Annotated in this window: 21 protein-coding genes and 2 pseudogenes; 12 read left to right on the top strand and 11 right to left on the bottom strand. The window is 58.2% G+C overall.

The window, feature by feature from the left end; translation table 11 throughout:
• Positions 1-28: 28 nt before the first annotated feature.
• The 4 genes from GHK62_RS32465 to GHK62_RS32455 all read right to left on the bottom strand — a co-directional run bounded on the left by GHK62_RS32465 (position 29) and on the right by GHK62_RS32455 (position 3,706).
• Complete coding sequence (locus GHK62_RS32465; protein ID WP_167528421.1) at positions 29-985, bottom strand: DUF3991 domain-containing protein; 957 nt, start codon at positions 983-985, stop codon at positions 29-31.
• 208 nt (positions 986-1,193) lie between these two features.
• Entirely contained in the window at positions 1,194-1,370 is a 177-nt protein-coding gene (locus GHK62_RS33790; protein WP_167528420.1) for a hypothetical protein, read from the bottom strand.
• A gap of 285 nt (positions 1,371-1,655) precedes the next feature.
• Complete coding sequence (locus GHK62_RS32460) at positions 1,656-2,516, bottom strand: citryl-CoA lyase (protein ID WP_153443113.1); 861 nt, start codon at positions 2,514-2,516, stop codon at positions 1,656-1,658.
• Entirely contained in the window at positions 2,513-3,706 is a 1,194-nt protein-coding gene (locus tag GHK62_RS32455) for a CaiB/BaiF CoA transferase family protein (protein ID WP_184108962.1), read from the bottom strand. Before GHK62_RS32455 ends, GHK62_RS32460 begins: the two co-directional genes overlap by 4 nt.
• Positions 3,707-4,924: 1,218 nt before the next feature.
• Here GHK62_RS32455 and GHK62_RS32450 point away from each other — a divergent pair.
• The 5 genes from GHK62_RS32450 (at position 4,925) to GHK62_RS32430 (ending at position 9,778) form a co-directional block, all read left to right on the top strand.
• Complete coding sequence (locus GHK62_RS32450) at positions 4,925-5,377, top strand: hypothetical protein (RefSeq protein WP_153443111.1); 453 nt, start codon at positions 4,925-4,927, stop codon at positions 5,375-5,377.
• Between the two features lie 69 nt (positions 5,378-5,446).
• Positions 5,447-5,662: a nodulation protein NopA gene (locus tag GHK62_RS32445; RefSeq protein WP_153443109.1), complete on the top strand. Its 216-nt coding sequence runs from the start codon at positions 5,447-5,449 to the stop codon at positions 5,660-5,662.
• 114 nt (positions 5,663-5,776) lie between these two features.
• Positions 5,777-6,661, top strand: a complete 885-nt coding sequence (locus tag GHK62_RS32440) for a SctD/MshK family protein (RefSeq protein WP_184108960.1) — start codon at positions 5,777-5,779, stop codon at positions 6,659-6,661.
• A 492-nt stretch (positions 6,662-7,153) separates the two neighbouring features.
• Positions 7,154-9,244, top strand: a complete 2,091-nt coding sequence (sctV, locus tag GHK62_RS32435) for a type III secretion system export apparatus subunit SctV (RefSeq protein WP_153443107.1) — start codon at positions 7,154-7,156, stop codon at positions 9,242-9,244.
• 12 nt (positions 9,245-9,256) lie between these two features.
• On the top strand, positions 9,257-9,778 hold the full coding sequence (locus GHK62_RS32430; protein WP_153443105.1) for a tetratricopeptide repeat protein: 522 nt from the start codon (positions 9,257-9,259) through the stop codon (positions 9,776-9,778).
• A 713-nt stretch (positions 9,779-10,491) separates the two neighbouring features.
• On the opposite strand, the gene GHK62_RS32425 is transcribed toward GHK62_RS32430, so the two are convergent.
• Together GHK62_RS32425 and GHK62_RS35120 are read right to left on the bottom strand one after the other, a co-directional pair.
• Complete coding sequence (locus GHK62_RS32425; RefSeq protein ID WP_153443104.1) at positions 10,492-11,289, bottom strand: GH12 family glycosyl hydrolase domain-containing protein; 798 nt, start codon at positions 11,287-11,289, stop codon at positions 10,492-10,494.
• A gap of 538 nt (positions 11,290-11,827) precedes the next feature.
• Positions 11,828-12,038, bottom strand: a pseudogene (locus GHK62_RS35120) (alpha-crystallin domain-containing protein); the annotation flags it as partial.
• 380 nt (positions 12,039-12,418) lie between these two features.
• Between GHK62_RS35120 and GHK62_RS32415 the strand changes: the two are divergent.
• The 7 genes and pseudogenes from GHK62_RS32415 to GHK62_RS32385 all read left to right on the top strand — a co-directional run.
• The gene (locus GHK62_RS32415) at positions 12,419-12,733 is read left to right on the top strand and encodes a co-chaperone GroES (protein WP_153442085.1); all 315 of its coding nucleotides are present in this window, start codon (positions 12,419-12,421) and stop codon (positions 12,731-12,733) included.
• Between the two features lie 45 nt (positions 12,734-12,778).
• Complete coding sequence (gene groL, locus GHK62_RS32410; protein WP_153442086.1) at positions 12,779-14,407, top strand: chaperonin GroEL; 1,629 nt, start codon at positions 12,779-12,781, stop codon at positions 14,405-14,407.
• 194 nt (positions 14,408-14,601) lie between these two features.
• Positions 14,602-15,948, top strand: a complete 1,347-nt coding sequence (locus GHK62_RS32405; RefSeq protein ID WP_153441666.1) for a DegQ family serine endoprotease — start codon at positions 14,602-14,604, stop codon at positions 15,946-15,948.
• A gap of 42 nt (positions 15,949-15,990) precedes the next feature.
• Positions 15,991-17,178 carry an NEW3 domain-containing protein gene (locus GHK62_RS32400; RefSeq protein ID WP_153441667.1) on the top strand — a complete coding sequence of 396 codons (1,188 nt, stop codon included), beginning with the start codon at positions 15,991-15,993 and terminating at the stop codon, positions 17,176-17,178.
• Entirely contained in the window at positions 17,175-18,113 is a 939-nt protein-coding gene (locus tag GHK62_RS32395; RefSeq protein WP_153441668.1) for an ABC transporter ATP-binding protein, read from the top strand. Before GHK62_RS32400 ends, GHK62_RS32395 begins: the two co-directional genes overlap by 4 nt.
• Complete coding sequence (locus GHK62_RS32390) at positions 18,103-19,056, top strand: ABC transporter permease (RefSeq protein WP_153441669.1); 954 nt, start codon at positions 18,103-18,105, stop codon at positions 19,054-19,056. Before GHK62_RS32395 ends, GHK62_RS32390 begins: the two co-directional genes overlap by 11 nt.
• Before the next feature lie 57 nt (positions 19,057-19,113).
• Positions 19,114-19,383: pseudogene (locus GHK62_RS32385) on the top strand (DUF982 domain-containing protein); the annotation flags it as partial.
• Positions 19,384-19,730: 347 nt separating this feature from the next.
• Here the strand turns inward: GHK62_RS32385 and GHK62_RS32380 are convergent.
• The 5 genes from GHK62_RS32380 to GHK62_RS32360 form a co-directional block, all read right to left on the bottom strand.
• A complete protein-coding gene (locus tag GHK62_RS32380) occupies positions 19,731-21,458 on the bottom strand; it encodes a GH32 C-terminal domain-containing protein (RefSeq protein ID WP_153441671.1) in 1,728 nt (575 codons plus the stop codon).
• Between the two features lie 61 nt (positions 21,459-21,519).
• Positions 21,520-22,893 (bottom strand): NosD domain-containing protein, encoded by a 1,374-nt coding sequence (locus tag GHK62_RS32375; RefSeq protein ID WP_153441693.1) that lies wholly within the window; start codon positions 22,891-22,893, stop codon positions 21,520-21,522.
• 210 nt (positions 22,894-23,103) lie between these two features.
• Entirely contained in the window at positions 23,104-24,246 is a 1,143-nt protein-coding gene (locus GHK62_RS32370) for an ABC transporter ATP-binding protein (RefSeq protein WP_153441672.1), read from the bottom strand.
• 13 nt (positions 24,247-24,259) lie between these two features.
• Complete coding sequence (locus GHK62_RS32365; protein ID WP_153441673.1) at positions 24,260-25,096, bottom strand: carbohydrate ABC transporter permease; 837 nt, start codon at positions 25,094-25,096, stop codon at positions 24,260-24,262.
• Complete coding sequence (locus GHK62_RS32360; RefSeq protein ID WP_153441674.1) at positions 25,089-25,970, bottom strand: carbohydrate ABC transporter permease; 882 nt, start codon at positions 25,968-25,970, stop codon at positions 25,089-25,091. The genes GHK62_RS32365 and GHK62_RS32360 overlap by 8 nt, the downstream gene beginning before the upstream one ends.
• Positions 25,971-26,003 lie beyond the last annotated feature (33 nt).

Here is a 26,003-nt window from a genome sequence, read left to right as displayed (position 1 = left end):
TCAAGGGCCGGCTCTGTCGGGCGAAGCTTCACCCTTGACGCGCCGATCGGGCATGCGGCACGTCTCGTCCTTCCTTTCTCTTTCTTTTTTCGTTCTCCCGCTGCTTCAGCACGTCATTCCAGTCGTCCACTGGCGGCCGCAAGCGCAGCCAATCGCAACCCATCTCTTCGGCCACGACCCGAAGTCGTTGTGCATAGGCGTCCCCCTGCGAATTCGCGTCGGTGGCAGCAACAAGTTGAACTGCCGGCCGGACAGTGAGCATGCGCAGGGCGGCTTCCGTCATCGGCGACCAGCCGCCACCCGTACTGAGATAGAGTGTGCCCTCTCGCATCCCTTCGATGGCTGCAAGGCTCATCGCGTCGATCGCAGCCTCCGTCACGCACAGCCGTGAAGCCTGGGAGGACCCAAGGCGAAAGAGAACCTTGGCTCCGCCGGTTGCGAAGCCGCGCCAGTCGGGGCCTCGCTCTTCCCAACCCGTTACGTTGCCGGTTTCGTCGGTATGTGCCGCCCACATGCTGCCGTAAGGCCCCTCGCGTAGAACACCCTGGCTGATCGCGCGCCGAATGGTCGCGGCAGGCAATGAGCGTTCCCATCTTAAGTACCGCCACACCCCCGAACCTGGGACAGGGCTTTTCCGCGGTGCCCACCGATCGGCGCTCGACGTAACAATCGTCCGGTGCGGCGGCAGCTTGCGCCATGCGGATTCTGACGGCTGAAAGCTGACAAGCGCAGCGATCCGCTCCACGCCTTCGACGAACCCGACTCCGTCGAGGTGCGCAACCAGCGAAAAGATGTCGCCCTTGCTGTCGCTGAGGGGGTCGAACCAGCCACGGCCTTCATGCGTCACAATGACGATCTGCGAACCGCGGCGAAACTTTACCGCCCGGCGAGTGCTTTCCCTGACATCAATGGCAAAGCCCGACGTCTCCAGCACTGCCGAACAAGTGACGCGCTCTCGCAATTGCTCGATATCTTCTCTTTTCATATTTCTCCCGATCGCTCGCGATCGGCCTCTCATCTTTTTTCCTTCCCGTGAGTATCGCGGGCCCGATCCGGACCGCCGCGAAGAGCAAAGGCTGCAAGGGCGCGGACATGCAACTGTCGGATTCAACAATGCATGCCACCCCAGCCGCGGCGTGGCTTCCCTTGCCGCCGCCGGCTCGCAAGCGGCAACCGCCAACGCTGAGGGCGGCTCAGTGAGCCGCCCAGGGAAAGAATTCATGCAGGATCTCAAGATCGTCGGAGGCGTCGATTTCGTCTGAGGGCAGGACGCCGTATTCGCCGTCCACTTCGAAGACGGTGACCGGGACCATCAGGTCGCGGGAAAGCTGAAAAGCGTGGGATCGAGCGAGAGAAAGATCGTGCGACATTTGAGAGGCTCCATCGGGAGCGGGCCAATTCCCGCTCGATGGCTCCTCAAAAGGCCCGGTACCGGGCGCGATCACCGCGAAGGCGAAAGCCGATAGCGGCCGTAGCTTGGCTCACGGACCCCCTGCGGGTTGATCGTGGAAGATCCGGCACCGGGCCTAGGACGCCAGCACAAGAGAGCGGGATTGGCCTGCCCCGGTAGGCATGAGTTTGCGCTACATCTTGCCCCTTGCCGCCGCATCGGCCGCTCCCGATGTCGGCATATGCGGTGCCTGCTTCGAATATGGTTACGACATCGCGTCCTTTTTGTCGTGGACAACGATTGCCGCAACCCCTGTCTCCTGTCGCTTGCCGCTGAAGTTCTGCTCCGCCGAGGGGCCGTCATACCGGAAACCGAAGCGGAAGCGCATCGGCTTCTCTCGTGCGAGTTCCTCAAGCACATGGGCCGAAATGCCCGCAGTCCGTCCCAGAATGAACACCATGCGCGCAATAGGGGGCGCCAATCCCATGTCGGTCAGGGTCGCCGCGATCGCCCCGTCCACATTGACGGGCATTGGCCGTCCGACCGCTTCACTGAGGACTGTCGCAATTTCTCTCATTAGTGCGATGCCGTCCCCCGAGAGACCGAACGACTGCGACAAAGACCAGAGGCGGTCGGTTCGCGGATCGACGACATGGAAGCGATGCCCGAGGCCCGCCATGCGGCGCCCCGCGCTTTTGTGGTTCCACACGACCTCTTCGGCCGCCTTCCGCAGGCTGCCGCCGGACCGTCGCGCCAGGGACAATCCCTCCTGGAGAAAAACCATGGCCTCCTCACCGGCGCCGCCGTGCGCATCGCCGATTGCAAGGATGCCGCCTCCGACCGCCGCTTCCGGCGCGCGACGATTTCCGCTGGCTATGACCCTTGCCGCAAAAGTTGAAGGCGATGTCGGCCCGTGATCGGACGACGCGATCATGATCGCGTTCCACACCGCGGACTCTCCCGGCGTGGGTTGCCGACCGGTCAGCAGGAGAAAGGCGACAGCGCCGAAATCTCGAGTCCCCATCAAGTCGACGACATTCCTACCGCGGATCAGGATCTGATCTTCGTCGAAGGCAGTAATCGCAGTCGGCCAGCGGTGGGGATTGGTGGACGGTCCGCTGGTCACTGGTCGATGACTCCTTCTTTGGCGAGCGACAAGATTTCCTGCCGCGTTAAACCAAGACTCTCCTCCAGAATTGCAGCACTGTGCTCTCCAAGCCGTGGGCCCTGCGTGCGAATCCGGCCCGGCGTCGCGCTCATGCGCGGAAGCGGAGCGTGCATCCTGTAGGTCCCCAGTTCTGGATCGTCGAACTCGGCCAGAATGCCTCGGGCCTTCACATGTGGATCCGTCACGAAATCCGAGATCTCATAAACCGGCGCGCCCGCAACGCCAGCCTCCTCAAACCGGCGCATCAGTTCGTCCAACGTGAATTTGCCAAGTGCATCGGCGACGATCCGATCGGTCTCGTCGCCATTGCGGACACGTGCTTCATTGGTTGCAAAGCGCTCGTCGCCAAGAAGATCGCCAAGCCCTGTCAGTTGAAAAAGCTTCTCCGCCGTTTTCGGCGTGGACGCGGAAAGCGCGATCCATTTCCTGTCCAATGTCGGATAGGTGTTGCGAGGTGACGAGTTCGGAGAGCGGTTCCCGTTCCGCTTCGGATAGCGGCCTGTGCTTTCGTACTCCGCGGCCACCGGCCCAAGCACCGAATAGATGGCTTCGAGCAGAGAAAGGTCAATGACTTGGCCTTCGCCGGTCTCGTCGCGGTGCCGAAGAGCCGCAAGGGCAGCGAAGGCACCATAAATCCCGGTGATCATGTCAGCCATGGGAATGGGGGGCAGCGTGGGTGGACGATCAGCGAAACCGAGCATGGATGCAAAACCGCTCATCGCTTCCACGAGCGTGCCGAATCCCGGACGATTACGATACGGACCATCCTGCCCCCACGCACTGATGCTCAGGATTACAAGCCGGGAGTTCTCGATGAGAAAGCGGCTATGCGGCAAACCGAGATCTTCCAGTTTGCCGGGAACAAAGTTCTCCACGAGAATGTCGGCCCGCCCGACCAGTGACAGAAGCAGTTCCTGCCCGCGCTGCGTCTTGATATTTAGTGCGAGGCTTCTTTTGTTTCGCCCGTATTCGCGCCACCAGAGATCGAGATTGCCTTTTCGCCATTGACGCAGCGGGTCTCCGACCTCCGGCTGTTCCACCTTGATGACGTCGGCACCGAAATCAGCCAGTTGCAACGTCGCCATATTGCCGGCGACGAGCCGCGACAAGTCGAGTACCCTTACACCTGTAAGTGCCGCGCGCTTCACTTAACTCTTCCTTCTTGCGTCCCTTTCGGGAGGTTGTTGACCTGCCGGCCTGCCTGTGCGTGGGAAGTCTGAAGCGGATCAGACATGTTATTTCCTCACTTTGTCCAATCCTCGGCGCTAGCTGCAGCCTCAGCTCGGCAGCTTCGGCCGCCTTTACAAAAGACTTCAAGATTCGTGCCAACTCGGGTCGCGGGGCTGCTGAAAAGACTTAGCGGTTACTTCTCCGCAAGTTGGCCTCAGAACACTAGGAGATTGGCTAAACGAGCCTGTGTAGCGGATCCGACAAAACCGGATAGAAGGTGTCACATGCCATACCTCGAAATGCGCGCACCTTTTGGAAAAAGGGGATCGAAACCTGGATTGCGAGCCTCGCAGGCTTCATTTCGGCTGCGTTCTTAGGCTTCGCCCATTTCCGTCGTAGACGTGTGCGGGTCGATTTCGACCGCGACCGTTCGCCGCTTTCTTGAACAAAGAGAGCGGCGCGCAGAAGTTCTATCAGGGGAGAAACTCCGCTTGCTGCATGATGGTCGGCGTTCCGCCGCTGAAATACACGTCGTCCGCGGACAGCGCCTGTAGTGCTTGCTCCACCGGATTTCCTCATATGGCGCGCCGCCGTCTACGCGACGCACTCGCATCACGGTGCTTGAGACGCATCACTAATGCATCCATTCCGCAATATGATCAATTTCTTCAATTCGTTGAGTGATGTTAGAAAGCCCGATCTAACCAAATTAGGTGTATCGCGGTAGGTCAATTGGCTCTCGCGCATATCGGCCCGTACGAACAGCATCCGGCAGTGGCAGAGCCGGACATGGGTGACCTTACCTTCGCTGTCACGCCGTTGATAAGATGAACTCGTGGCTCCAGTCGAACCGATAGGCCTCGCCCGGTGCGTAGTAGCGGCACACAGATCTCCGTGATTACGGTGTCGTGGTTCTTTGTCCAGGTACCACATGGCGTCGAAGGCATCGTACCTGCCCTCATAGCCGAGCGACCGGATCTCTTCGTAAATCCGGATCAGCGTCAGCCGCTCGCGCGACGGGTTGGCTTGGCGATCAGAAATCGGTCCAGATGCTGCCGCCAGGGGTCCGATCCGCGGCAGAGGCGGTCTCAAGGATCTCCGTAGCGATAGACGTCTTGTTCCATCAAGTCGTGAACACGTTTGGCGACGAGATCCTGCTTCATCTGCGAACTGACCAGAGTCAATAGAAGGCTGGAATGATGGACATGCTCGGCACCAAAGTTAGTAATCGCGATAACAGTCGCACTTTCTCAAGACTTGTCAGCTTCTCGAAAGCTCACGTTTATAGTCTGAAGGCGTCGCTTCCCACACGGCCACCGCGTGTTGCCGGAACTGGAAAGAAAACGCCGGAGTACCCGATGGTCGGAGCAATTGGATCTGAATTTGACAACCTCGCTGTTTCCGTGGTCCGCGCGGGTCATGGGAATACCACTGAGCGGCACCACGCGTCCGCAGATCACTCTGGCGGTGGACGGTCGGTTGGTGGGAGTGGTCTGCAAGCTAGTCCTCCCACTTCTCGTGAGAACTCGCAAGCTGTGACTCAAAGCGAAGCTTTCGAGCGTGTTCTCAGTTCGATAGCAGTCCAAATTGTGAGCGACGCCATGGCTGAGGTCGACGACGCTATGGACGAAACGGAAGATGATGCCTGACGTCGGATCACCGGCGTCTGGATACGTAGGCCGTTGATAACGGCACAACTAGAACGGAAAGGAAACGATATGTCCAAAGTTGGTACTATTGGTTCGGCCGCCGGTACTGGTGTTGCGGCTGCAGCAGACGTTGCGGCCAAAGGGGTTGGGGCCGCCGCGTTCCAGCATCAAATCGCTGAGCTAACTGCTGTTAGCGCGGAGGCTACGGCGAGGAGTATCGAACTGCGCACTGTATCGACCAATCTCCAGACAATAAAAAAAGCGGCGGACGAACGCGTCCAATAATATCGCGAACGTGGCGTGGAGTTACCCCGCTCGCGCCACCTGATTGCCATGGGAAGTCGAAATAGCCGTACGGCAATTGCCGTGCGGCTTCCCTCCTTGTTTAGGAAATCATTCGTGAGTGACGCCGTTTCCCTTCATTTCGAAGTGCTATCGGGACTCTATTCCGGAATGACCGGTGAGGCGGCTCCGGGAGTGAACTTAATTGGTAGTGGTCTCGATGCCGACTTAATCTTCATCGAGCAAGGACTTGAGCCGGACCATTTTCGTATATCGCTTCTCAACAATTCGATCGAGATTAAGGCCCATGCGGGCCGGGTTGGTTTAGAGGGCGGCAGAGCTATTGAGGTTGGCGAGAGCGTCGTTGTCCCTCATCCTGCCGTCATTCACGTAGGCATGATGTCCATTCGCTGGTCGGTACAGGATGCGTCGCGAGCTGGTCCGATGGGCATGCTTGGCTTTCCGATCTCAATCCTCGCTATTGTAATACTCGGCTCTCTAGGGATCGGAGCACTTGTTTTATTCTACTACGGAAGCGCAGATGAATCGAGACCTCGTTCGCCTGGCGCCGAATTGAGATCCGAGTTGGCCCTCAATCGTTCCTTCAATCAGACGCCCCAGGCAGCGGCCAAGGCGTTGCAAGAGGAGGCGGACAGAGCGGGCCTGGTCAACATTAAAGTTGGCTACGCGAATGGTGTTGTGTCGGCTAAGGGCACCGTCCCATCTGCATCAGTCACTAGTTGGCAGAAGGTTCAGCAGTGGTTCGATCATCGAACGAAAGGCGCGCAAATTCTGGTGAATGAAGTGCTCGTTAAAGATGAGAAGGCGCCATCCTCAATCGCCATTGAAGCTGTTTGGCGCGGCCCGCTGCCTTATCTTCTGATCAGTGGTCAGAAATACTTTGTCGGGGCCCTTTTGGACAGTGGGTGGACCGTCAGTCGGATCGAGGACGGTCGTGTGCTGTTGAGCCGAAATGGCAGCCTTGCTGCTCTCCACTACTAGTCCAGGTTGTCATATTAGGAGAATTCTGTGACGTTAGCGACCGAGCGCCGTCAATGGAATAGGATGAAGATCAACAGCGTTCGCCCAGATTGATGTTGAGCACGCATCTGCAGTCTATCTCGATCGAATCATTGCGGACGGTTGTGCGAAGTGCATCCGAGCGGCAGACAGGTGAGTGTCGAACGGAAATGGATACCCGTGGCAAGGAGATCAAATCACTGGCGCCATTAGCTCTATCGATGACACACTCTCGCCTATGCTCGCATTCGACAGAACGTAGAAAGTTTTGGCCTCTCGATCCCTGCCCACGAGAACCCTCAAGGTGTCCACGCCGCGGAGCGCTGACTTGGCGTTGGCGACGATGCAATGATGATTGTGGATAACCAGCCTTCACGCCTTCTCCACCGGTTATGCGAAGCCATTCCCTTCGGGCAGGCCATCCAGAATGGATAAAGCGCACAGCGTATATTAAACCATCATAAGAGGGCCTCCATGGCCAATGTACTGCGAAATTTCATCGCGCGCGTGCCAGCCAATCCGGACATTATGGTCGCGATAGCGCTGCTTCTGGCAATAGGCATGATGATCATGCCGGTCCCGCTCATGGTGATCGACACCTTGATCGGATTCAATCTGGGCTTGGCCATACTGCTGCTGATGGTTGCTCTGTACGTCAGCACGCCACTAGATTTTTCGTCCTTGCCCGGAGTCATTCTAATCTCCACGGTATTCCGTCTTGCGCTCACCGTCGCAACGACGCGAATGATCCTGGCCGAAGGGGAGGCCGGCAGCATCATCCACACCTTCGGTGATTTCGTAATTTCAGGCAACATCGTCGTGGGCTTTGTTATATTTCTCGTCGTGACCATGGTACAGTTCATGGTCCTCGCAAAGGGCGCAGAACGCGTAGCCGAAGTGGCGGCGCGCTTCACCCTCGACGCGCTGCCGGGCAAGCAAATGGCGATCGACGCGGATCTCCGCAACGGCCATATAGATCAGAACGAATCTCGCAGGCGACGCGCTCTGTTGGAGAGAGAGAGCCAACTTTATGGCGCCATGGACGGTGCCATGAAATTTGTGAAGGGAGATTCCATCGCCGGACTGATGGTTATCTGCGTCAACATGGTAGGCGGGATTTCCATAGGCCTGCTTTCGAAGGGGATGTCCTTTGGCGAGGTGCTGCAGCAGTATACGCTGCTGACAATAGGTGATGCGTTAATCTCGCAGATTCCTGCGCTGCTGCTCTCAATTACAGCAGCGACCATCGTTACTCGCGTAAGTGGGGCTAAGGTCAATCTTGGAACTGACATAGTCAGGCAGCTCATAGCCAGTACGCGAGCGTTGCGGTTGGCGGCCTGCGTCTTGGTCATGATGGGGTTTGTTCCTGGTTTCCCTCTGCCCGTTTTTTTTGTGTTGGCCGCAGTGTTCGCCACAGCAAGCATTGTCAACGGTGACGTGCAAGGCCCCGACAATGTCACAGCCACTACAGCGCCAGCACAGCTTCAAAAGCAAACCGTGCCCGCGGAGGCACGTCCGATCGCCTTGTTCTTGGCGCCGAGCGTTGCACATGCGATCGACCAAGCGGAATTGCAACGGCACATTACACGCGTTTCGGAGCGGGTCTCAGTTGATCTCGGCATCATCGTGCCCCACATCCCCGTCGCAGTCGACCAGGAACTGCCCGAGTCGCAGTTCAGGATAGATGTCGAGGGCGTGCCGGTCGAACAGGATTTCATTGATCCCACGCAGCTAATACTCACCGGTGATCTGGCGAGCATTCAGTTGAGCGGCATCCCCTTTCGGCATGACCCAGAAACGGATGGAATTTGGGCCGAAAAAAGCCATGCTTCGGCTCTCGACGCCGCGGGGATCAGGCATCATCAGTCCAGCGAATTCCTCGCGTTGCGCGTCCATGCGACGCTGACTCGCTATGCACCGCGCTTAGTGGGCATCCAAGAGACCCGCCAATTGCTGGGCCGTATGGAGCCGGATTATGCCGATCTGGTGAAGGAGGTGCTACGAACGACGCCGATCCCCCGGATTGCCGATGTGTTGCGCCGGCTGTTGGATGACGGCATCCCGATCCGCAACACTCGCCTCGTCTTGGAGGCATTGGCCGAATGGAGCGAACGTGAGCAGAACGTCACCCTGCTCACAGAACATGTTCGTTCTGGCATGAAGCGCCAAATCTGCCACCATTATGCCAGCGCCGACGGAATGGTGCTCGCCTTGATCATCGAACGTGAGGCTGAGGGTGTGATACGCAGTGCTATACGCGAGTCTGCTTCCGGCCCTAACCTCGTACTCGAGGATCGGCAAAGCGACATGCTGCTGGCACAAATGCGTCAGGCTCAGTCAGACGTTGTCCCGGGTGAAAAGCGCCCTGTCGTATTGGCGTCGGCCGATATCCGACGCTTCGTCCGTGGTTTTCTCACTCGCAACGGAATCGACCTACCTGTGCTGTCTTATCAGGACCTCGCATCCGACTTCACGATTCAGCCGGCTGGATTGGTCAAGCTCACGGCGGAATCGAATGATGGAGCGTCAGAAGAACATAGCAACATGGGCGTTGCGGACAGCTGAGAGGCACAGTCTATGAAGGATGAGAGCATAAATTCACGTGAGAATACAGTCGCGGCGCCGTTGCGTTCAATTCGTCTGCCTTCGGTTCTCTTTGCAGCAGTCGCCATCCTGCCTCTCGTGGGCTGTGCCAGCGGCGGCCCAGTTCTTTCGGTGAGGGAGACGCCGCCGCCAGAGCTGCTCGGCGCCAAGCAGATCGATCCGGCCATGCGCGAACGCATTTTACGCGCAGTCGACCAGGATGCTAACGAGCGCGTTTTACGGGATAATCTGAAGCAGCATCCGGACAACATCGATGCGGCCATCGGTCTTACAAAGGTTTTGCTGGCCCAGAAACGCCCAGATGAGGCGCTTGACGTGCTTGATAGGCTTTTGCTTGGAGCTCCAGGTAGTTTGCGTGCGCTGAACGCGAAGGCGGTTGTCTTGGATGTTCAGGGGCGGCATGACGCAGCACAAGCACTGTATCGGCAAGCTCTCAAGATAGAACCGGAGAATGAGATGTTGCGCCACAACCTTCGCCTTTCACTTTCGCTTTAGAGGAGGTCCGAATGAAGTGCGGGGGCCAGGCAAGCTAGCCATCGCGCGCCATTACGCGAAGTCTCGGCCGTCGAGTTCCAGCAGGGACGACTTTCACAAGAGCAAAAGGGACACTTCTCTCATGTGTTATTGGCGCCCACAATTTTCGAGAGCACTGCGCTGCCGCTCATTACAAACTATTTAAGAGGACCGGGTCAGCATTTCGATCGTTAACGCGAGCAGCGCTTTGGCTTGCCAAGTTCACGTCGGTCCACGACCAGCCTCTGATCGAACGCGGTGAGGTCGCCACGCTGGGGCCTCACCCGGCTTGTCCATCCGGCTGGCCCTCGAAGCGCGCCAGCTCTTCGAGATTGCCTAAACATACGCCCGTCGGATGATCCGCGCGACGGCGCGGTGCATTTCCGAACAATGGAGTGATACGCTCCGGCAGGTCGGGGGTCACTGGTACTGTGGCGCGCGAATGTGAGGAGGCGGCCTTTCATGGACGATCAAGCTGAGATCGCTCTCGCCATTTTGAGTGTCAAATATCAATAATGCTACTCTTTAATCTATCGTATATGGCATACATCCGCAACCTGCGCCGCTCGTCACTCCAGAGGCGAACAGGTGCTGGCCAACTCCTTTTCGGGGCGGGCTCAGCGAAATCAACTTCGGACGATTGTCCCGAAATACTGAGGAATTGAGGGCGGATAGGGTCTTCCGCCGTGGATGTATCACGTCGAGGTCACCGAGCAGCCCTTGAAATTGAAGTTCTTCCCTCCAGGGGACGCGGTAATCTCGGCGCCGTATTGAACGCTGCCGACGTTTATGTCGCCAAAGTGGCCCTTCGACTTGAGCCAATCCAGGATACTCTTGATGTCCACCGTCCCGTTATTGGTCTTGGAAGTGCAAAGCAGTGAGATGACCTTGTGGCCATTATAGCCTTCGAACACGTTCCAAGTCGCTCCGCCTACATTGACATTGCGGTAGATCGGAATCGACGCCCCGGAAGCGTCATAATGATATGAGATGGGCTTAACGTTGCCGCTGCCGTCTGGATTTCCGGTGTAGTTTGTCCAGAGCATTATCTCATTCTGCTGTGAGCCGTCCCAGATGTCGTAGGCGGTGTTCCACGCGCCGCCAACAGGAACATCCTGATTGAAGCTCGACGTCAGAGTATTGATTGAACTGAGTGGTTTCCCGACATTGAAAGCCTGATGGGGGTAGCTCTTGATGCCATCAGTATTAGGCTGGTTCGACCACACGCTCCACTGGTTGTCTGCATGAACCGAAATCGTCTGAGGCCCAGCGGCCTTACCCCCATATATGTCGTTGTTCCAAGAATAGCCACCGTGTGAAAAGTCTCCGTATGGAGCGCTCGAGCTCCAAATCGGAGCGTTTGTCGATACAGGCGCGGCAGTCGATGACCTGGTTTCATTCACAGCTTGCCTGAATAGTTTATCATCCGGTCTGCCGACGTACCCCGGCTTGAAGGCTAGCGATCCGGTACCATCTATCCGATTGGAATCCATAAGGCTCCCTTTCTGTTAGGAGAACAAAGATCTCGCGCCTGTGCGATGACACTGACGTTGATACTCTCTTTTTTCTCGACACTAGGGAAATTCAGTTTTGGCATATCACTATGCAACTGACAGATAGCGGAGCGATCGTGTGACGTGCGGCGGTCGGGCAGGGGGCCTTGAGCGGAGGAGGTTCCTGAGTCTCGATTTTCAGAACGCGGACCCTGCATGACCGAACTGAACGTCGAGCCATCTTTTCCATCGCAATATCCGATTCAGCACGGGACCAGTGGTTGCCTTAGTCCGCTGGGCGCATTCGCCCGCCCGTCGACTCCTGTCACAATCCGTCTCCCATGCAACGAGGAAGCGCGGATTACACAGTTTGGAACGCGGTGCCGCTGCAGCCTGAACGACTTCCGCGCGTCAGAGCGGAGCTCCTTGGGCTGCGCCGACGAGACGTAACTCGCCACAATCAGCATGCGGATCGTCAGTTTTGCGCAATTGTGCGCGCTCTAGCATCGAACATATCCCCTGCAACTGACGAAACCCTGACCGTCAGTTCGTCATCGGCAAAAATCGCCACCGCGATGGGGTGCGGTATGCATTTTCGCCAAGCTTGACGATGTTATAGGCGGCGAATCGTCAGCGTTGAGACTGGCGTTTTCGAGCAGGTCGAAGGTGCGGTCGAAGCCGATGCTTGACCGGTAGAAGGGCGAAAGGTCGAGATCTGTCTCATAGCTACATCCTCCACAGAGCAACATAGATACGAGGGAGCGCGAAGAAGCTCGGCGCTCCCTGCTTCGACCCCATTTGGCGGTCGGCCAAAATGACGTGTATCAAATCGAGTGGCGTCTAGAGGGGAGGCGGTTGCCCCGGGCCTCGTCCATGAGGGGCCCGGACGAGGGTTGTTAATCTGAGCATTCAAACCGCATGCACGCGATTAGCTCTATGAATTCATGCCGGTAGCACTCTACAGTGGCGAGTGCTAAAAAATTCGTGCCGCCCTCTTGAAACTCGAAAGCTTAGAAACCAGATCGATTTGCGCGCGATGCCGAAAGGATCGGGCGCCTCGCGTTGGATTCGCTTCGGATGCGGCGCGGAGGACCTCTTCAAAAATCTGTTTGTCTATGAGGAGAGTTATATGACATTCCGTCCCTTGCATGACCGTATCCTGGTTCGCCGCATCAAGGCCGAGGAAAAAACGGTCGGCGGCATCATCATCCCAGACACGGCGCAGGAAAAACCACAGGAGGGCGAGGTCGTTGCCGCCGGCGCTGGCGCGCGCGACGACAGCGGGCAGCTGCGAGCCCTCGATGTGAAAATCGGTGATCGCATTCTCTTTGGCAAATGGTCGGGCACTGAGATCAAGCTCAATGGCGAGGATCTCCTGATCATGAAGGAATCTGACGTTCTGGGCGTGATCGAGATCGAGGCCGCAGCGAGAACGGCAGCCTAGTGCCTACCGGACCCACGCCAGACAAGAAATAGAAGGAGTAGAGAAATGGCTGCCAAGGAAGTGAGGTTCCATTCCGACGCCCGCGAGAAGATGCTGCGCGGCGTCGATATCCTTGCGAATGCCGTCAAGGTCACGCTTGGCCCGAAGGGACGCAACGTGGTGCTCGACAAATCATTCGGCGCTCCCAGGATCACCAAGGACGGCGTCACGGTTGCCAAGGAGATCGAACTCGAGGACAAGTTCGAGAACATGGGCGCCCAGATGGTGCGGGAAGTGGCGTCGAAAACCAGCGACATCGCCGGCGATGGCACAACCACGGCAACGGTTCTCGCCCAGGCGATCGTCAAGGAAGGTGCGAAGGCCGTAGCATCGGGCATGAACCCGATGGACCTGAAGCGCGGAATCGAAAAGGCTGTCGACGCCATCGTTGAGGAATTGAAGACAAACGCGCGTAGAGTCACGAAAAACGACGAGATTGCGCAGGTGGGGACGATCTCGGCGAATGGCGACAGCGAGATTGGTCGGTTCCTCGCCGACGCGGTCGAGAAGGTCGGCAATGAAGGCGTCATCACCGTTGAGGAAGCCAAGACCGCGGTGACCGAGCTGGAAGTCGTCGAAGGCATGCAGTTCGACCGCGGCTATCTCTCGCCGTATTTCATCACCAACCAGGACAAGATGCGGGTTGAGCTCGAAGAACCCTACATTCTCATCCATGACAAGAAGCTCTCGAACCTGCAGGCGCTTCTTCCGGTTCTCGAAGCCGCTGTTCAATCCGGAAAACCCCTCCTCATTATCGCCGAGGATGTTGAAGGAGAAGCGCTCGCGACGCTCGTCGTCAACAAGTTGCGCGGCGGCCTGAAGGTGGCTGCAGTGAAAGCTCCTGGTTTTGGCGATCGCCGCAAGGCCATGTTGGAGGACATAGCGATCCTCACAGGCGGAACCGCTATCTCCGAAGATCTTGGCATCAAGCTCGAGAATGTGACGCTCGAAATGCTTGGCCGCGCCAAGAAAATTGTCGTCGAGAAGGAAACCACGACGATCGTGGACGGCGCAGGCTCGAAGGCGGAGATCCAGAGCCGCGTCGCCCAGATCAAGGCGCAGATCGAGGAAACCACTTCGGACTACGACCGCGAGAAGCTGCAGGAGCGGCTGGCCAAGCTTGCCGGCGGCGTTGCCGTCATCCGCGTCGGCGGCTCGACCGAGGTTGAGGTGAAGGAACGCAAGGACCGCGTCGATGATGCAATGCATGCCACACGGGCGGCGGTCGAGGAGGGAGTTTTGCCTGGCGGTGGTGTGGCTTTGCTGAGAGCCGTCAAGGCGCTGGATGGCGTTCAGACCGAGAACGCTGATCAGAAACACGGCATTGAGATCGTCCGACGTGCAATTGAGGCGCCGGTACGCCAGATTGCCGAAAATGCAGGTGCTGAAGGCTCGATCATTGTCGGCAAGCTTCGCGAAAAAACCGAATTTGGTTACGGCTGGAACGCCCAGACCAACGAATTCGGTGATCTTTACGATCAGGGCGTGATCGATCCGGTGAAGGTCGTTCGCACCGCCTTGCAGGACGCTGCCTCGGTCGCCGGCCTCCTGATTACCACCGAGGCAATGGTCGCCGAGAAGCCGAAGAAGGAGGCGCCGGTTCCGCCGATGCCGCCTGGAGGCATGGACTTCTGACGAAAGCGATGGGTCCGCGCCCGAGGGGCGCGGACCCCTGGTGGAGCTGTGAACTGATGCCTCGGCCCTCGATGGGCAGGGCGTTCGAATATGGTTGGAGCAGGTTGGCAGGAGCCCTGGACGAGGCTCCGATGAGGCTGGACCCGAGGCCCGCCTATCCGCTCCGAAGGAGGATCTGAAGAATCGGGGCAAAAATGATCACGCGTTCGTCGAAATATGTTGGCGTATTCGCCGCACTCGTCCTCGTGCTGGACCCTGCGCCGTTCCCGGCGGCGCAGCCGCAGCCCGCCATTTCGGCAAGCACTCAACAACGGTCGCTCGCCGATGTCCTGGAGGAGGTTACGCCGGCGGTTGTCAATATTGCGGTGAGGTCACGCGCTCCCGCCGAAACCAATCCTCTCTACAACGATCCCTTCTTCCGCCGCTATTTCAACCTGCCGGAGCAGCAGCAGCAGCGGCTAAGCGCCGGTTCTGGCGTCATCGTCGACGCGGATAAAGGTTATATCCTCACCAATCACCACGTTGTCGCGGACGCCGGGGAAATTGCGGTAACCCTGAAGGACCGCCGCCGCTTCACCGCCGAGCTGGTCGGCAGCGATGAGGCAACCGATATAGCGTTGCTGAAGATCGACGCGGACAAGCTGAGGGCGCTTCCGTTTGGCGATTCCAATGCCCTTCGGGTCGGCGACCCGGTCGTCGCGATCGGCAATCCGTTTGGGCTTGGTCAGACCGTCACCTCCGGCATCGTCAGCGCCCTTGGCCGTGGCGGGATCAATGTCGAGGACTATGAGGACTTCATCCAGACGGATGCCTCGATCAATCCCGGCAACTCGGGAGGCGCGCTGGTCACTGCGGACGGCCTGCTGGTCGGCATCAACACCGCGATCATAGCGCCAGCCGGCGGCAATGTTGGCATTGGCTTTGCGGTTCCGATCGCGATGGCGTCGGCAGCGATGGAGCAACTGATCAAGCATGGCGAAGTGCGGCGCGGCCGGATCGGCATCTCCGTTCAGGATCTGACGCCGGACCTGGCCGAAGCGCTCCACATAGAGGAGAGCTCCGGCGCCGTGGTCGGAAGCGTTGAGCAGAATTCGCCGGCGGCGCATGCCGGGCTTCAAGCCGGCGATGTCATCACCGCCGTCAACAATCGCAAAATCACCGGCTCGGCAGATCTCCGCAATCGTATCGGCCTGGCTCAGATCGGATCGCAGGTCGAGATCGAATATCTCCATGATCGGGCTCGCAAAAAGGTGACATTGCGCATTGAGCCGGCCGAGGCAAAAGCTGGGGCCGAGGCGATACCCGCTTCCCTGCAGGGCGCGCAGTTCCAGGATGCGGCGGGTAACGTGGTTGTCTCCAGCATTGAGGATGGAAGCGCAGCAGAGCGATCGGGTTTGCGCGCGGGCGACGTGATCGTTGCCGTCAATCGCCAGCCGATCGCGACCGTCGCGGAGCTCGCCGCGGCGTTAAAGGACGCCGGCGGCACGATTGCGCTCGATCTGTTTCGCGGCGGCTCAAAACTGTTTCTGGTGATCGGTTAGGTCGCCGCGCGCATGGATATCGAACGTCGAAGGGAGAATGAGATGAGGACAATTGCTCGATGGATCACTGCAGCAGCATTGGCCCTTGGAGCGACATTTGCATGCACACCGGCTGTTGCTCAAGACCAGCGACAGGAAGTCGCCAAGCTTACCGGCTTCTGGCTCACGACACCGCATCCGGAACTGGCGATCCGCCCGGGAGAAACCGAAACAATTCCGCTGACGCTGCGCAATGCCAATCTGCCGCCGCAGCGGGCGTCACTTGAAGTTACAGGCATTCCCGATGGTTGGAAATGGTCGCTGAAGGGCGGCAACCGCGAGGTCTCGGCTGTCATGGTGGCGCCAGATGCGACACAGGAAGTTAACCTCGAACTGACGCCGCCCGAGGGCGCTAGCGGCGAGCGCGTTCCGATTAACGTGAAAGCGCGATACGCAAACCAGACCGCCGATCTTCCCCTTGTGGTGAAACTATCGGAGGCGGCGGAGGGTGGCTTGGAGCTGAAATCCGAGCTGCCGGCGCTGCGAGGTACGGCCAGCTCCACATTCAGTTTCAAGATAGAAGCCACCAATGACGGCGCGGAAGAGAACCTCTTCAGTCTCGCCGCCAATGTGCCCGATGGATTTCAGTCACGCTTCAAGCGCGGCTATGGCTCGGAAGAGATTACCGGCTTGCCGATCGAGGCCGGGGCGAGCGAGAACGTGACATTGGAAGTAACACCGCCGAGGTCAGCACCGGCTGGCCGCTACCCGGTCGTGGTCGAAGTGGCGGGCGGTGGAGCGAGCGCTACGACCGAGCTCAGTATTGAAGTAACCGGTCAGCCCGACGTTACATTGACTGGGCCGCGGGAACGCCTCTCCGGACAGGCAGAGGCTGGCAAGGAAGCGAGCTTCCCGTTCACACTCGCCAACAATGGCAGTGCGCCTGCGACCGACATCGAACTGTCGGCTAGTCCCCCATCAGGCTGGAAAGTCGAATTCGAGCCCGACCGCGTCGATCTGATCGCGCCCGATGCTACGAGGCAGGTGAACGTCAGGATTACCCCTTCTGAAAAGGCAATAGCGGGCGACTACATGGTCTCGGTGCGTGCGAGCGGCGGGCCCGTGTCGGAGTCGGCTCAGTTCCGCGTCACTGTAAACACATCGACGATCTGGGGCATGGCTGGACTTGGCGTCATCGCAACCGCGGTGCTCGTCCTCGGCCTGGCGGTGATGAGGTATGGACGGCGATGAGCACGATGGTCATAGAGGCAAAAGGACTGATGAAGCGCTACGGCTCCACCGTGGCTGTTGCCGGAATCGATTTGTCGGTTCGTGCCGGAGAAGTCGTCGGCTTGCTCGGACCGAACGGCGCCGGCAAGACGACCACGATCCTGATGCTGCTGGGTTTGACCGAGCCGACCGAGGGGAGCGTGCATATTCTCGGTAAGGACCCGCTGCGCCAGCCGCTCGAGGTAAAGCGAGAGGTCGGCTATCTGCCTGACGCCGTCGGATTCTACGACAGCATGTCAGGACGAGAAAACCTCGCCTATACCGCTCGCCTTGCCGGCATGTCTGCCGATCTTGCCCGGGAAAGCATTGCCGCGGCGCTCGACAAGGTGCGGTTGGCGCAGGTGGCAGACCGCCATGTCGGCACCTACTCCCGTGGCATGCGTCAGCGACTCGGCCTTGCCGAACTTCTGATGCGCAAGTGCTCCGTCGCCATCCTGGACGAACCGACCTCCGGCCTCGATCCACAGTCCACCCAGGAATTGCTCGACCTGATCCGGGCGCTGAGCCGCGACGGCATGACGATCCTGCTATCGTCGCACATGCTCAACGTGGTGCAAACGGTCTGCGATCGCATCGCGTTGTTTAGCAACGGCCGGATCGGTTTTCTCGGCACCATCCAAGAGCTCGCCGATAAGATCGGTGGAGGCGCATTCATCATCGATGTCGAGGCCGATGGCGTCGACCTTTCCGAACTAGGCACGTCGGCCGAGGGCGTGAAGTCGATCGTGGCTGGCCGCCGGGGTCATTGGCTGGTCGAAGCCGAACGCGATGTCCGCCCGGAGCTCGCCCGCCTCGTCGTGGATGCTGGCGGTTCCCTGAAGAATTTGGACCTGCGCCGCGCTCGGCTCGACCAAGCCTATAATCGGTTTTTCCGGGAGGTTGTCCATGACGCGTGAAGGCTCACCCTTCAAAGGCACGGCAACGATCGCGTTCAAGGAAGCGGCCGATCATATGACCAGCGCGCGGATGCATCTGATCATGCTGCTCGTGCTGCTCACCGCAATCGGCGCCGTCTATGGCGCGATCGGGCGCATCACCGAAACCACTGCCGAGGATCCTTTCCTGTTCCTGAAGCTGTTGACGGAGGCTCGCGAACCGCTTCCATCCTTCGCCGCCCTGCTTGGCTTTCTGTTGCCGTTGATGGCGATTGCGTTGGGTTTCGACGCGGTCAACGGCGAATACGCCCGGCGAACGATGAGCCGGCTCCTGGCGCAGCCGATCTACCGCGATGCGGTGCTGTTCGGAAAATTCCTCGGTGGCTTGCTTGTCATTGCGATCGCGCTGCTGACGCTCTGGCTGCTCATGACGGGCCTCGGCATCCTGTTCCTCGGTCTGCCTCCGTCGGCCGCCGACATCGTGCGGGGTGTCGCCTATCTGGCCGCGACGCTCGCCTATGCCGGTGTCTGGCTGGCGCTGGCGATCGCATTCTCGACCTTGATCCGCTCGCCGGCGACCTCGGCGTTGGCCGCCTTGTCGGTCTGGCTGGTGCTCGCGGTGTTCTGGGACATGATCGCGCCGCTGCTTGCAAGCGTGCTGGCCCCTATTGATCCGCTCGATCCGATGACTGTGGTCACGCAGTTCGAAACACAGCAGGCCGTCAGCAGGTTCTCGCCTCAGACGCTTTACGGCGAAATCACCGGGATGCTGTTGAACCCCGCGGCGCGATCGGTGGGCCCCTTGTTCTTCGATCAGGTCCAAGGCGCGATCGCCGGCGCACCGCTACCGACCCTGCAAAGCCTCCTGGTCGTATGGCCGCAGTTCGCGGGACTGGTCGCTGCGATGATCCTGCTGTTCACCCTGACCTATGTCGTCTTCCAGCGTCAGGAGGTCAGGGCATAACGGTTGCCAGGCGCTTCGTCACCCGCAAAGTTGATTACCCATGAATGGAGGAGAACGATGGAGCATGATCGCTTTCGACATCCGGTATCAATCTTCGTGGGACTCGGATTTCCGGCCGAGATCCACGGCGTCAGCGAGGCCTACACCTGGCTGAATGAGTGGCCGCCGTCAAAGCGGAATCCAACCCACGCCATCGCGCTCAATGCCTGCAAAGCGGCACTTGCGGGCGAGATTGATGCCGAGACCGCTCGCACGGCGCTTGTTGCCTGCGCGCGACGGGCAAATCTCCTCGCGCCTGACACCGGCACGATCGTGGGCGCGAATAGACCGACGCAGTCGACACTGTATCGCAGGCCGGTGGCTGCAAAGGGGTCGTTTGCGAGAGGGGGCGAAATAGTACCTTATGCGATCGGGAGGGGTACCTTAAGCGACCGTGACAACTTCACACGATAGGGATTTTGGCGGGTTTCGCCAAGCGGCCATCGAAAGAACGCGCAGGCATGGCTCGATTGAGCCCATTGCAGCCGTTCGGTTCGTCGGCGAGCGCGCCTGCCAGAGTGATCGTTCATTCCTCGCCTTGAAGGGATCGAACCATCGATACCGCAATTCGCATGCACCATTTTCGGCGCCGACACGTGCGGTTGGAGGACATGGTTCACCAGCCGCCGCCTATGCTAGTTACTCCAAGCCGAATCATAGCTCCATGCCTCATACGTTTCGATCCGGCACCTGTCGGCGGACTTCACTTCAAGCGAGGTCAGGTCTGTGACCTTATAGGTACGGCGCGTGCCGCAGACCGCGCCCCCATTGGCGAAGACCTCGACGACGCCGCGGTCGAAGAACAACGTCAACCATTCGAGCGTCAGCGGCGCTGAGCGGTACTTGATGTCACCATTGTCCTCCGCCACGGCCAGCTCAAGTCGGCGGGCGCTGTGAGCCAACCTAAAGCTCTCTCCGTCGCTGCCGCGCGCGATGATCTGAACTCCATCCAGATCGCCTGCCAAAGACAACTCGACGGGGCACCCCGGTTCGCATGCGAATTGGCAAGGTGCAGTCTGTCGAAGAGTGCGGGCGCGCAGGCGCTGGCAGCCCTTCTCCGGCATCATTGTCAAATTCCGTTCGGCGTCGAGGCCGAGCACGCGCGGGAGCGACAGCTCCCCGCTATAGGGCGAACCTCCCGGCTTGCGGAATTCCCAATTGAAGAGCCAGGCAAAAGCGATCTGGCGGTCCTTTGCCAGGAAGCTCTGCATTGCGTAAAAATCGGTGCCGAAATCCAGTTCCTGCAAAGCCGGGGTCGCGGGCATGAAGCGGTCGCCCTCGAATGTGCCGACCTGCGCGTAAAGCAGGTTATGACGGCCGGTTTCCGGCTCAGTGTATCCTACAAAGCCCATCACCAGCACATGATAACCATCGAGCTCGAAGAAATCCGGGCACTCCACGCAGCGCGCGCCGTGCCGGCGAAAATGCTCGGGAGCGCGATAGAGGACGGACAAGAATTTCCAGTCCTCGCCGTCCTCGGACCCATAGAGCAGGACGCCTGGATCACCATCGATCGCCGCGCCGAGCACCATCCGATATGTGCCGCAGGCCGCATCATACCAGACCTTGGGGTCACGGAAGTCGTGGGCGATACCGTCGGGACCATTGACAAGCACCAGTTTGTTGGCATCCGGACGCAGGAGATCGGTCGATGGCAGCACTCGCTTCTGCACCTCCTTGTAGTCCTTGAACAGGTCATAGGCCGGCAGCCGCTCCGTGTAGTAGAAGCTGAGCTTGCCCTCGGGGCCGACGAAGGCACTTCCCGAGAAGGCGCCGCCGGTGGCGCCCAGCGACCAAAGATTCTGTTCCGGATGCAGGAAGACCGGCAGATGGATCCAACGGTAGAGGTCGTCGCTGACGGCATGGCCCCAGTGCATGGGTCCCCATTCAGATTCAACGGGGTGGAACTGGTAAAACAGGTGATAGCGGCCGTCGACGAAACACAACCCGTTCGGATCGTTCATCCAGGCCTGAAACGGCGAGAATCTGAGCTGCGGGCGATTTGCGTCGCTCTCGTACCACTCCGGCCAGGATGTCCTCGGTCGAGCGATGACGCGGCCATCGCGCAACTCTAGGAAAGTCACGCCCTTCTCAGCGACGTCATCCGGATTGAAGCTGTATAGCAGTGGAATTTCAATGGCGCCATCGTCCCATTCTAGCGTGAGCGGGCCGGCCGCATAATGGGTATAGGAATAGAATTGAAAATAGGGCGGCAGCTGTGCGATCCGGTAAACGACCCCATTGCCGGCACGCAGAACGAAGGCATCGGCGTCTTCTTCCGGAGCTGATTTTCCAGGCTTTTGCCGAGCCCAGATCTCGAACCGCACGCCGTGCTCAGCATCCAAATGCACCCTGTTCTTCATTCGATGATCTCGTTGATGACTTTTCCGAATAGTCACTGAATTTCGAGAGTCTGCGCTCGGTCTATATTGAAACTCTGCCCCTTTTCCCAGGAACTGGAGTACTCCTAAAGGCGTTCATTGTTTTGTCCATCTCAACCTGTTCGTCATTTCCTGAATCCAGGACTGTATTCCGTACCGACCCCCTCTGCACAAGTACCGTCGTTACTTCGAGCGCCTTCAAGTTGTTAGTTGAAAGCAATGCGCCCACTTGCGTTGAAAAACAGGCACTGTTTGGTGCATCATTGATTTGCGATATTTCGGTTGTCGCCACGATGTGATTATTGGCTATGTAATTGCCGCTACCGGAAACCACATTAATTATCACCGGCTTTACGGCGAGAGGCCTGATATATTGAGTATCTATTGTCTCTGAAATGTGGTTCGCAATTATCGAATTGTTGCTGCCGTCAATTTTCATAAGGCCGAACAGATCATCCAAGCCGTTATCGTACTTCTGCATGGGCGCCCATGGCTCGCGATCTCGCAAAAAGTGATTTGAGGAAACCAAATTTTCGCAACAGTTGGCAGCAAAAACCAACATTCCGGGATAAAACGAATGGAATCTATTTCCGGTGACCGAGGAACGCATCACGCCGGAAAAATAGACACTGCTAGCACCTCGAGGGAATACGTTGTTTGAGGATACTAGAATGCCCCCATACTTTTCAGCATAAATGGAATGTCCCCTATATCCGGCTCCGACAAAATTATTTGCTATTCTTGAGGCCTGCCCCATACCTTTCAATTCGATACAGTTTCCGCACTCAGCAATGAAATTGTTGTCTATCGCCAGCGCATCTGCATCATGAACAATAACTCCATGCTCCAGATAGATAAGACCCATCCCCGTTATTCGGCATGAGTCATTGGCGCTGCCTACATAGATTCCCGTTTTGCCGTTCTTATATGTATTTTCTGCATCATTTTGCCCCGAACCATCGTCAATGAAATGTAGGCCATCAATGCAAAAGTCAGCAAACTCCACAGAGCTTATACGAGGATTTCCGGTACGCTTAACATAAAACGCGGCTCCAGCAGTCTCACCGTCGGCGGCCTCTGGAGAGATGTCCACAAGTATACGACTACCGCCCGGCCACACCTCGTGCCACCGTGCCAGCTCGTTTGCGGCTGTGTTGAAACGGATGCTCGAAGACGTAAAACCGTGTCCAGAGCCCACAATTTTCAGATAGCTCACGTCTATAACGACTTGAGTGGCAAGACGGTAATCGCCTGGCGGTATATAGATAACTGCTCCAGGTTTTCCGCCATCATTTAGATCGGAAACAGGTTGCCTGCTTTTGATGTCTGCAATGATGCTATTGATGACCGCTCCAATATCCTCACGGGGATTACCTACGGGATACTTCGTTACGTCGTAACAGTTCTCGCTAACCATTGTTAATGTCTTCTCGGACATTTCTTACTCCAGAGCGGTAGTAGACTGATGTTCTTGATTGGCTTGTTGCTTGCAAGCCGACTGGGGAATGCGTTCAACCAGCTCTCTGTTTTGGTTTGTAGTAAGCTCGTAGCTGGAGATCCGAAGGAGTCGCATGTGATTGGTGGCAGTAGAGGCGCTAGTCATTCTTGTTTTTTCCTGGCTATACCATCACCAGATGCTGGTGCGGGTGTCCGGTTCAAAGAAGTGAAGTTCTTCGGCATCGACAGCGACGCGCGCGATGTCACCTGCGCGTACGGTGCTCTTCGGAGAAAAACGGGCTACAGCAGCTTTTTCGTCGCCGATGTCGGCGACGGCGTCCGGGTCGCCGGCATCGACCCAAGGTGCGTCGATATTCAGATGCACCATGGATTCAGAACCTAGCGCCTCAACAAGAGTGACTGGGGCTGAGATCTCGGCCGAAGAAGGCCGAACGGCGGCGTCGTTCATGTGCTCGGGCCGGACACCGACAATGACCTGACGGTTAGACGCACCGTTGAGCGAGGGGCGATATTCGAAGACCCGCTCAGGGATTTCGAAAGTGTTGCTGCCCAGGGTCAGGGTCCTTCCGTTCAGAACGGCCTCGTACAAGTTCATCGAGGGCGATCCGATAAAGGCGGCGACAAAGACATTGTCAGGGCGATTGTACAGGTTTTGCGGTGTGTCGACTTGCTGAAGCACGCCGCCTTTCATGACAGCTACGCGGTCACCCATCGTCATCGCCTCGACCTGGTCGTGTGTCACGTAAATCGTAGTGACATTCAGTTTTCTTTGGAGGCTGGCGATCTCGGCGCGCATCTGCACGCGCAGCTTGGCATCGAGGTTCGACAACGGTTCATCCATCAGGAAGGCCGCTGGTTTGCGGACGATCGCTCGTCCCATGGCGACACGCTGACGCTGGCCTCCTGAAAGGAGTGCCGGCCTGCGGTCGAGCAAAGTCGTCAATTCGAGGGTGCGTGCGGCTTCGTCTACGCGGCTGGCAATTTCGGTCTTCGGCAGCCCCGCCATCTGCAGGGGAAAGGCGATATTTTCACGCACTGTCTTGTGGGGATAAAGCGCGTAGGACTGGAACACCATGGCGATGTCGCGATCCTTGGGATCGACATCGTTAACTAACCTGCCACCGATCCTGAGTTCACCGCTAGTAATGCTCTCCAGGCCAGCGATCATCCTGAGCGCCGTCGACTTTCCACATCCCGACGGACCGACGAAAACCATGAACTCGCCATCCCTGATGTCGAAGCTCAGATCGTGCAGAGCGTGAAAACTGTTTCCGTAGACCTTGTTGATATTGCGCAGTTCTATGGCGGACATGCTTCTGCCTCCCTCATCCCTTTACAGCGCCGAATGTCAGGCCGCCGACGATCTGCTTTTGAAGTGCGAGCGTTACGACGATCACGGGAAGCGAATAGAGCACCGCGGCTGCGGTCATCGCTCCCCAGGCAAGCCCGTAGACTGAGTTGTATTCGGCGATGACAATCGGTGCCGTTTTCGTAGCCTCCGATGTCAGCAGCAACGCGTAGAGGAATTCGTTCCAACTCGTGATGAAGGTGAAGAGCGCAGTCACTGCGATCCCACCAATCATGACCGGAAGGATAATCTTCCGGAATGCCTGGAAACGTGTGCAGCCATCTATGCGTGCTGCTTCTTCGAGTTCCTTCGGCACGCCTTCGAAGAAGGCGGACATGAGCAACAGCGCCAGCGGGACGGCAGCCGAGGTGTGGGCAAGAACCAGGCCCGGGATCGTATCGAGCAGGCCCAGAGACTTCAGAAGCTGGAACAGTGGCACACCCAGAGACACCGACGGCACCATACGCGTGACCAGCGCAAACAGCAGGAACAGGGTGGTGATCCTGCGCCGGTACTGCGTTGCGACGTAGGCCGCGGGGACTGCCGCCGCCAGCGAAAACACGGTTGTCAGCACCGCCACCGCGAGCGAGCTTGCGAACGCCTTCGGCAGCGCCGACGATTGCAGCACTTCGCGAAAGTTTTCGAGCGAGACCACTGCAGGCAGGAAGCTCGGCGGAATCTGCTGGACATCCGCCGCCGGCTTGATCGAGGTCATGAGCAGATAGACATATGGCAGCGCATAGGACAGAACGAGCGCGAGGGCCGCCGCGTTGACCAGGATGCCATTGATATTGAAGCGGCGTGCCCTACGCATGAGCCGGCCTCCATATCTTCCAATATGCCGCGGCGGCGAGAAGCATCATGACGATCAGGAACAGGGTCCCGGATGCCGATGCCTCGCCAAGATCGCCGAACCGAACCATGCGCTGATAGATGTTCATCGAGAACACTTCCGATGCGTGGTTGGGACCGCCTTGCGTCTGTATCCAGATGAGGTCGAAGGTCTTGGCCGCATCTACAGCGCGGACGATGACAATGACGGCGATAACCGGACGCATCAGCGGCAAGGTGACGTGCCAAAATCGCTTGACCGCATTCGCGCCATCAATCCGGGCAGCTTCGAGCAAGTCTTTCGGAATGTTCATCAATCCGGCGTAGGACACGAGCGCGACAAAGGAGGTCGTCAACCAGATATCGGCGAAGGAAACGGAATAGATGACGATGTCCTCGTCGGAGAGCCAGGCGATCGCATCGGGGTCTCTGATGATACCCAGTTGGACGAGCCCATAATTGAGAATGCCAATGTTGCCGACCAGCAGGAAGCGCCACAGGAGGCCGGCGACGATCGGCGGCACCATCAGCGGCAGCGTGAAAACCGTGCGATGCCAGCGCGATCGGCCAGGAAGTGCCGAAAACAAGAGAGCGGCGCAGAAGCCGAAGGTAAACTCGAAGAATAGCGCAAAGACCGAATATTGAATCGTTCTGAATGCGCTTTCGGCGACGCGCTTGGAGGTTAGCGCGTCGATATAGTTCTTGAGCCCGACCCAATCCCTGATGTGGGGGGTGATGGTGTCGACTTTGAAAAAGGAATCGAACATCAGGAGCCCTACCGGGTATGCGACCAGCAGGCCCAGAACGGCAAGCGCTGGCGCGAGCATGCAGAGCACAAATCGGTCTTCACCCGACATGGCTGTCTCCGAAAGCTGATGATATGCGGAGGA

Source organism: Sinorhizobium terangae (assembly GCF_009601505.1).
Classification (GTDB): domain Bacteria; phylum Pseudomonadota; class Alphaproteobacteria; order Rhizobiales; family Rhizobiaceae; genus Sinorhizobium; species Sinorhizobium terangae.
This window is presented reverse-complemented; position numbering and strand designations above follow the sequence as displayed.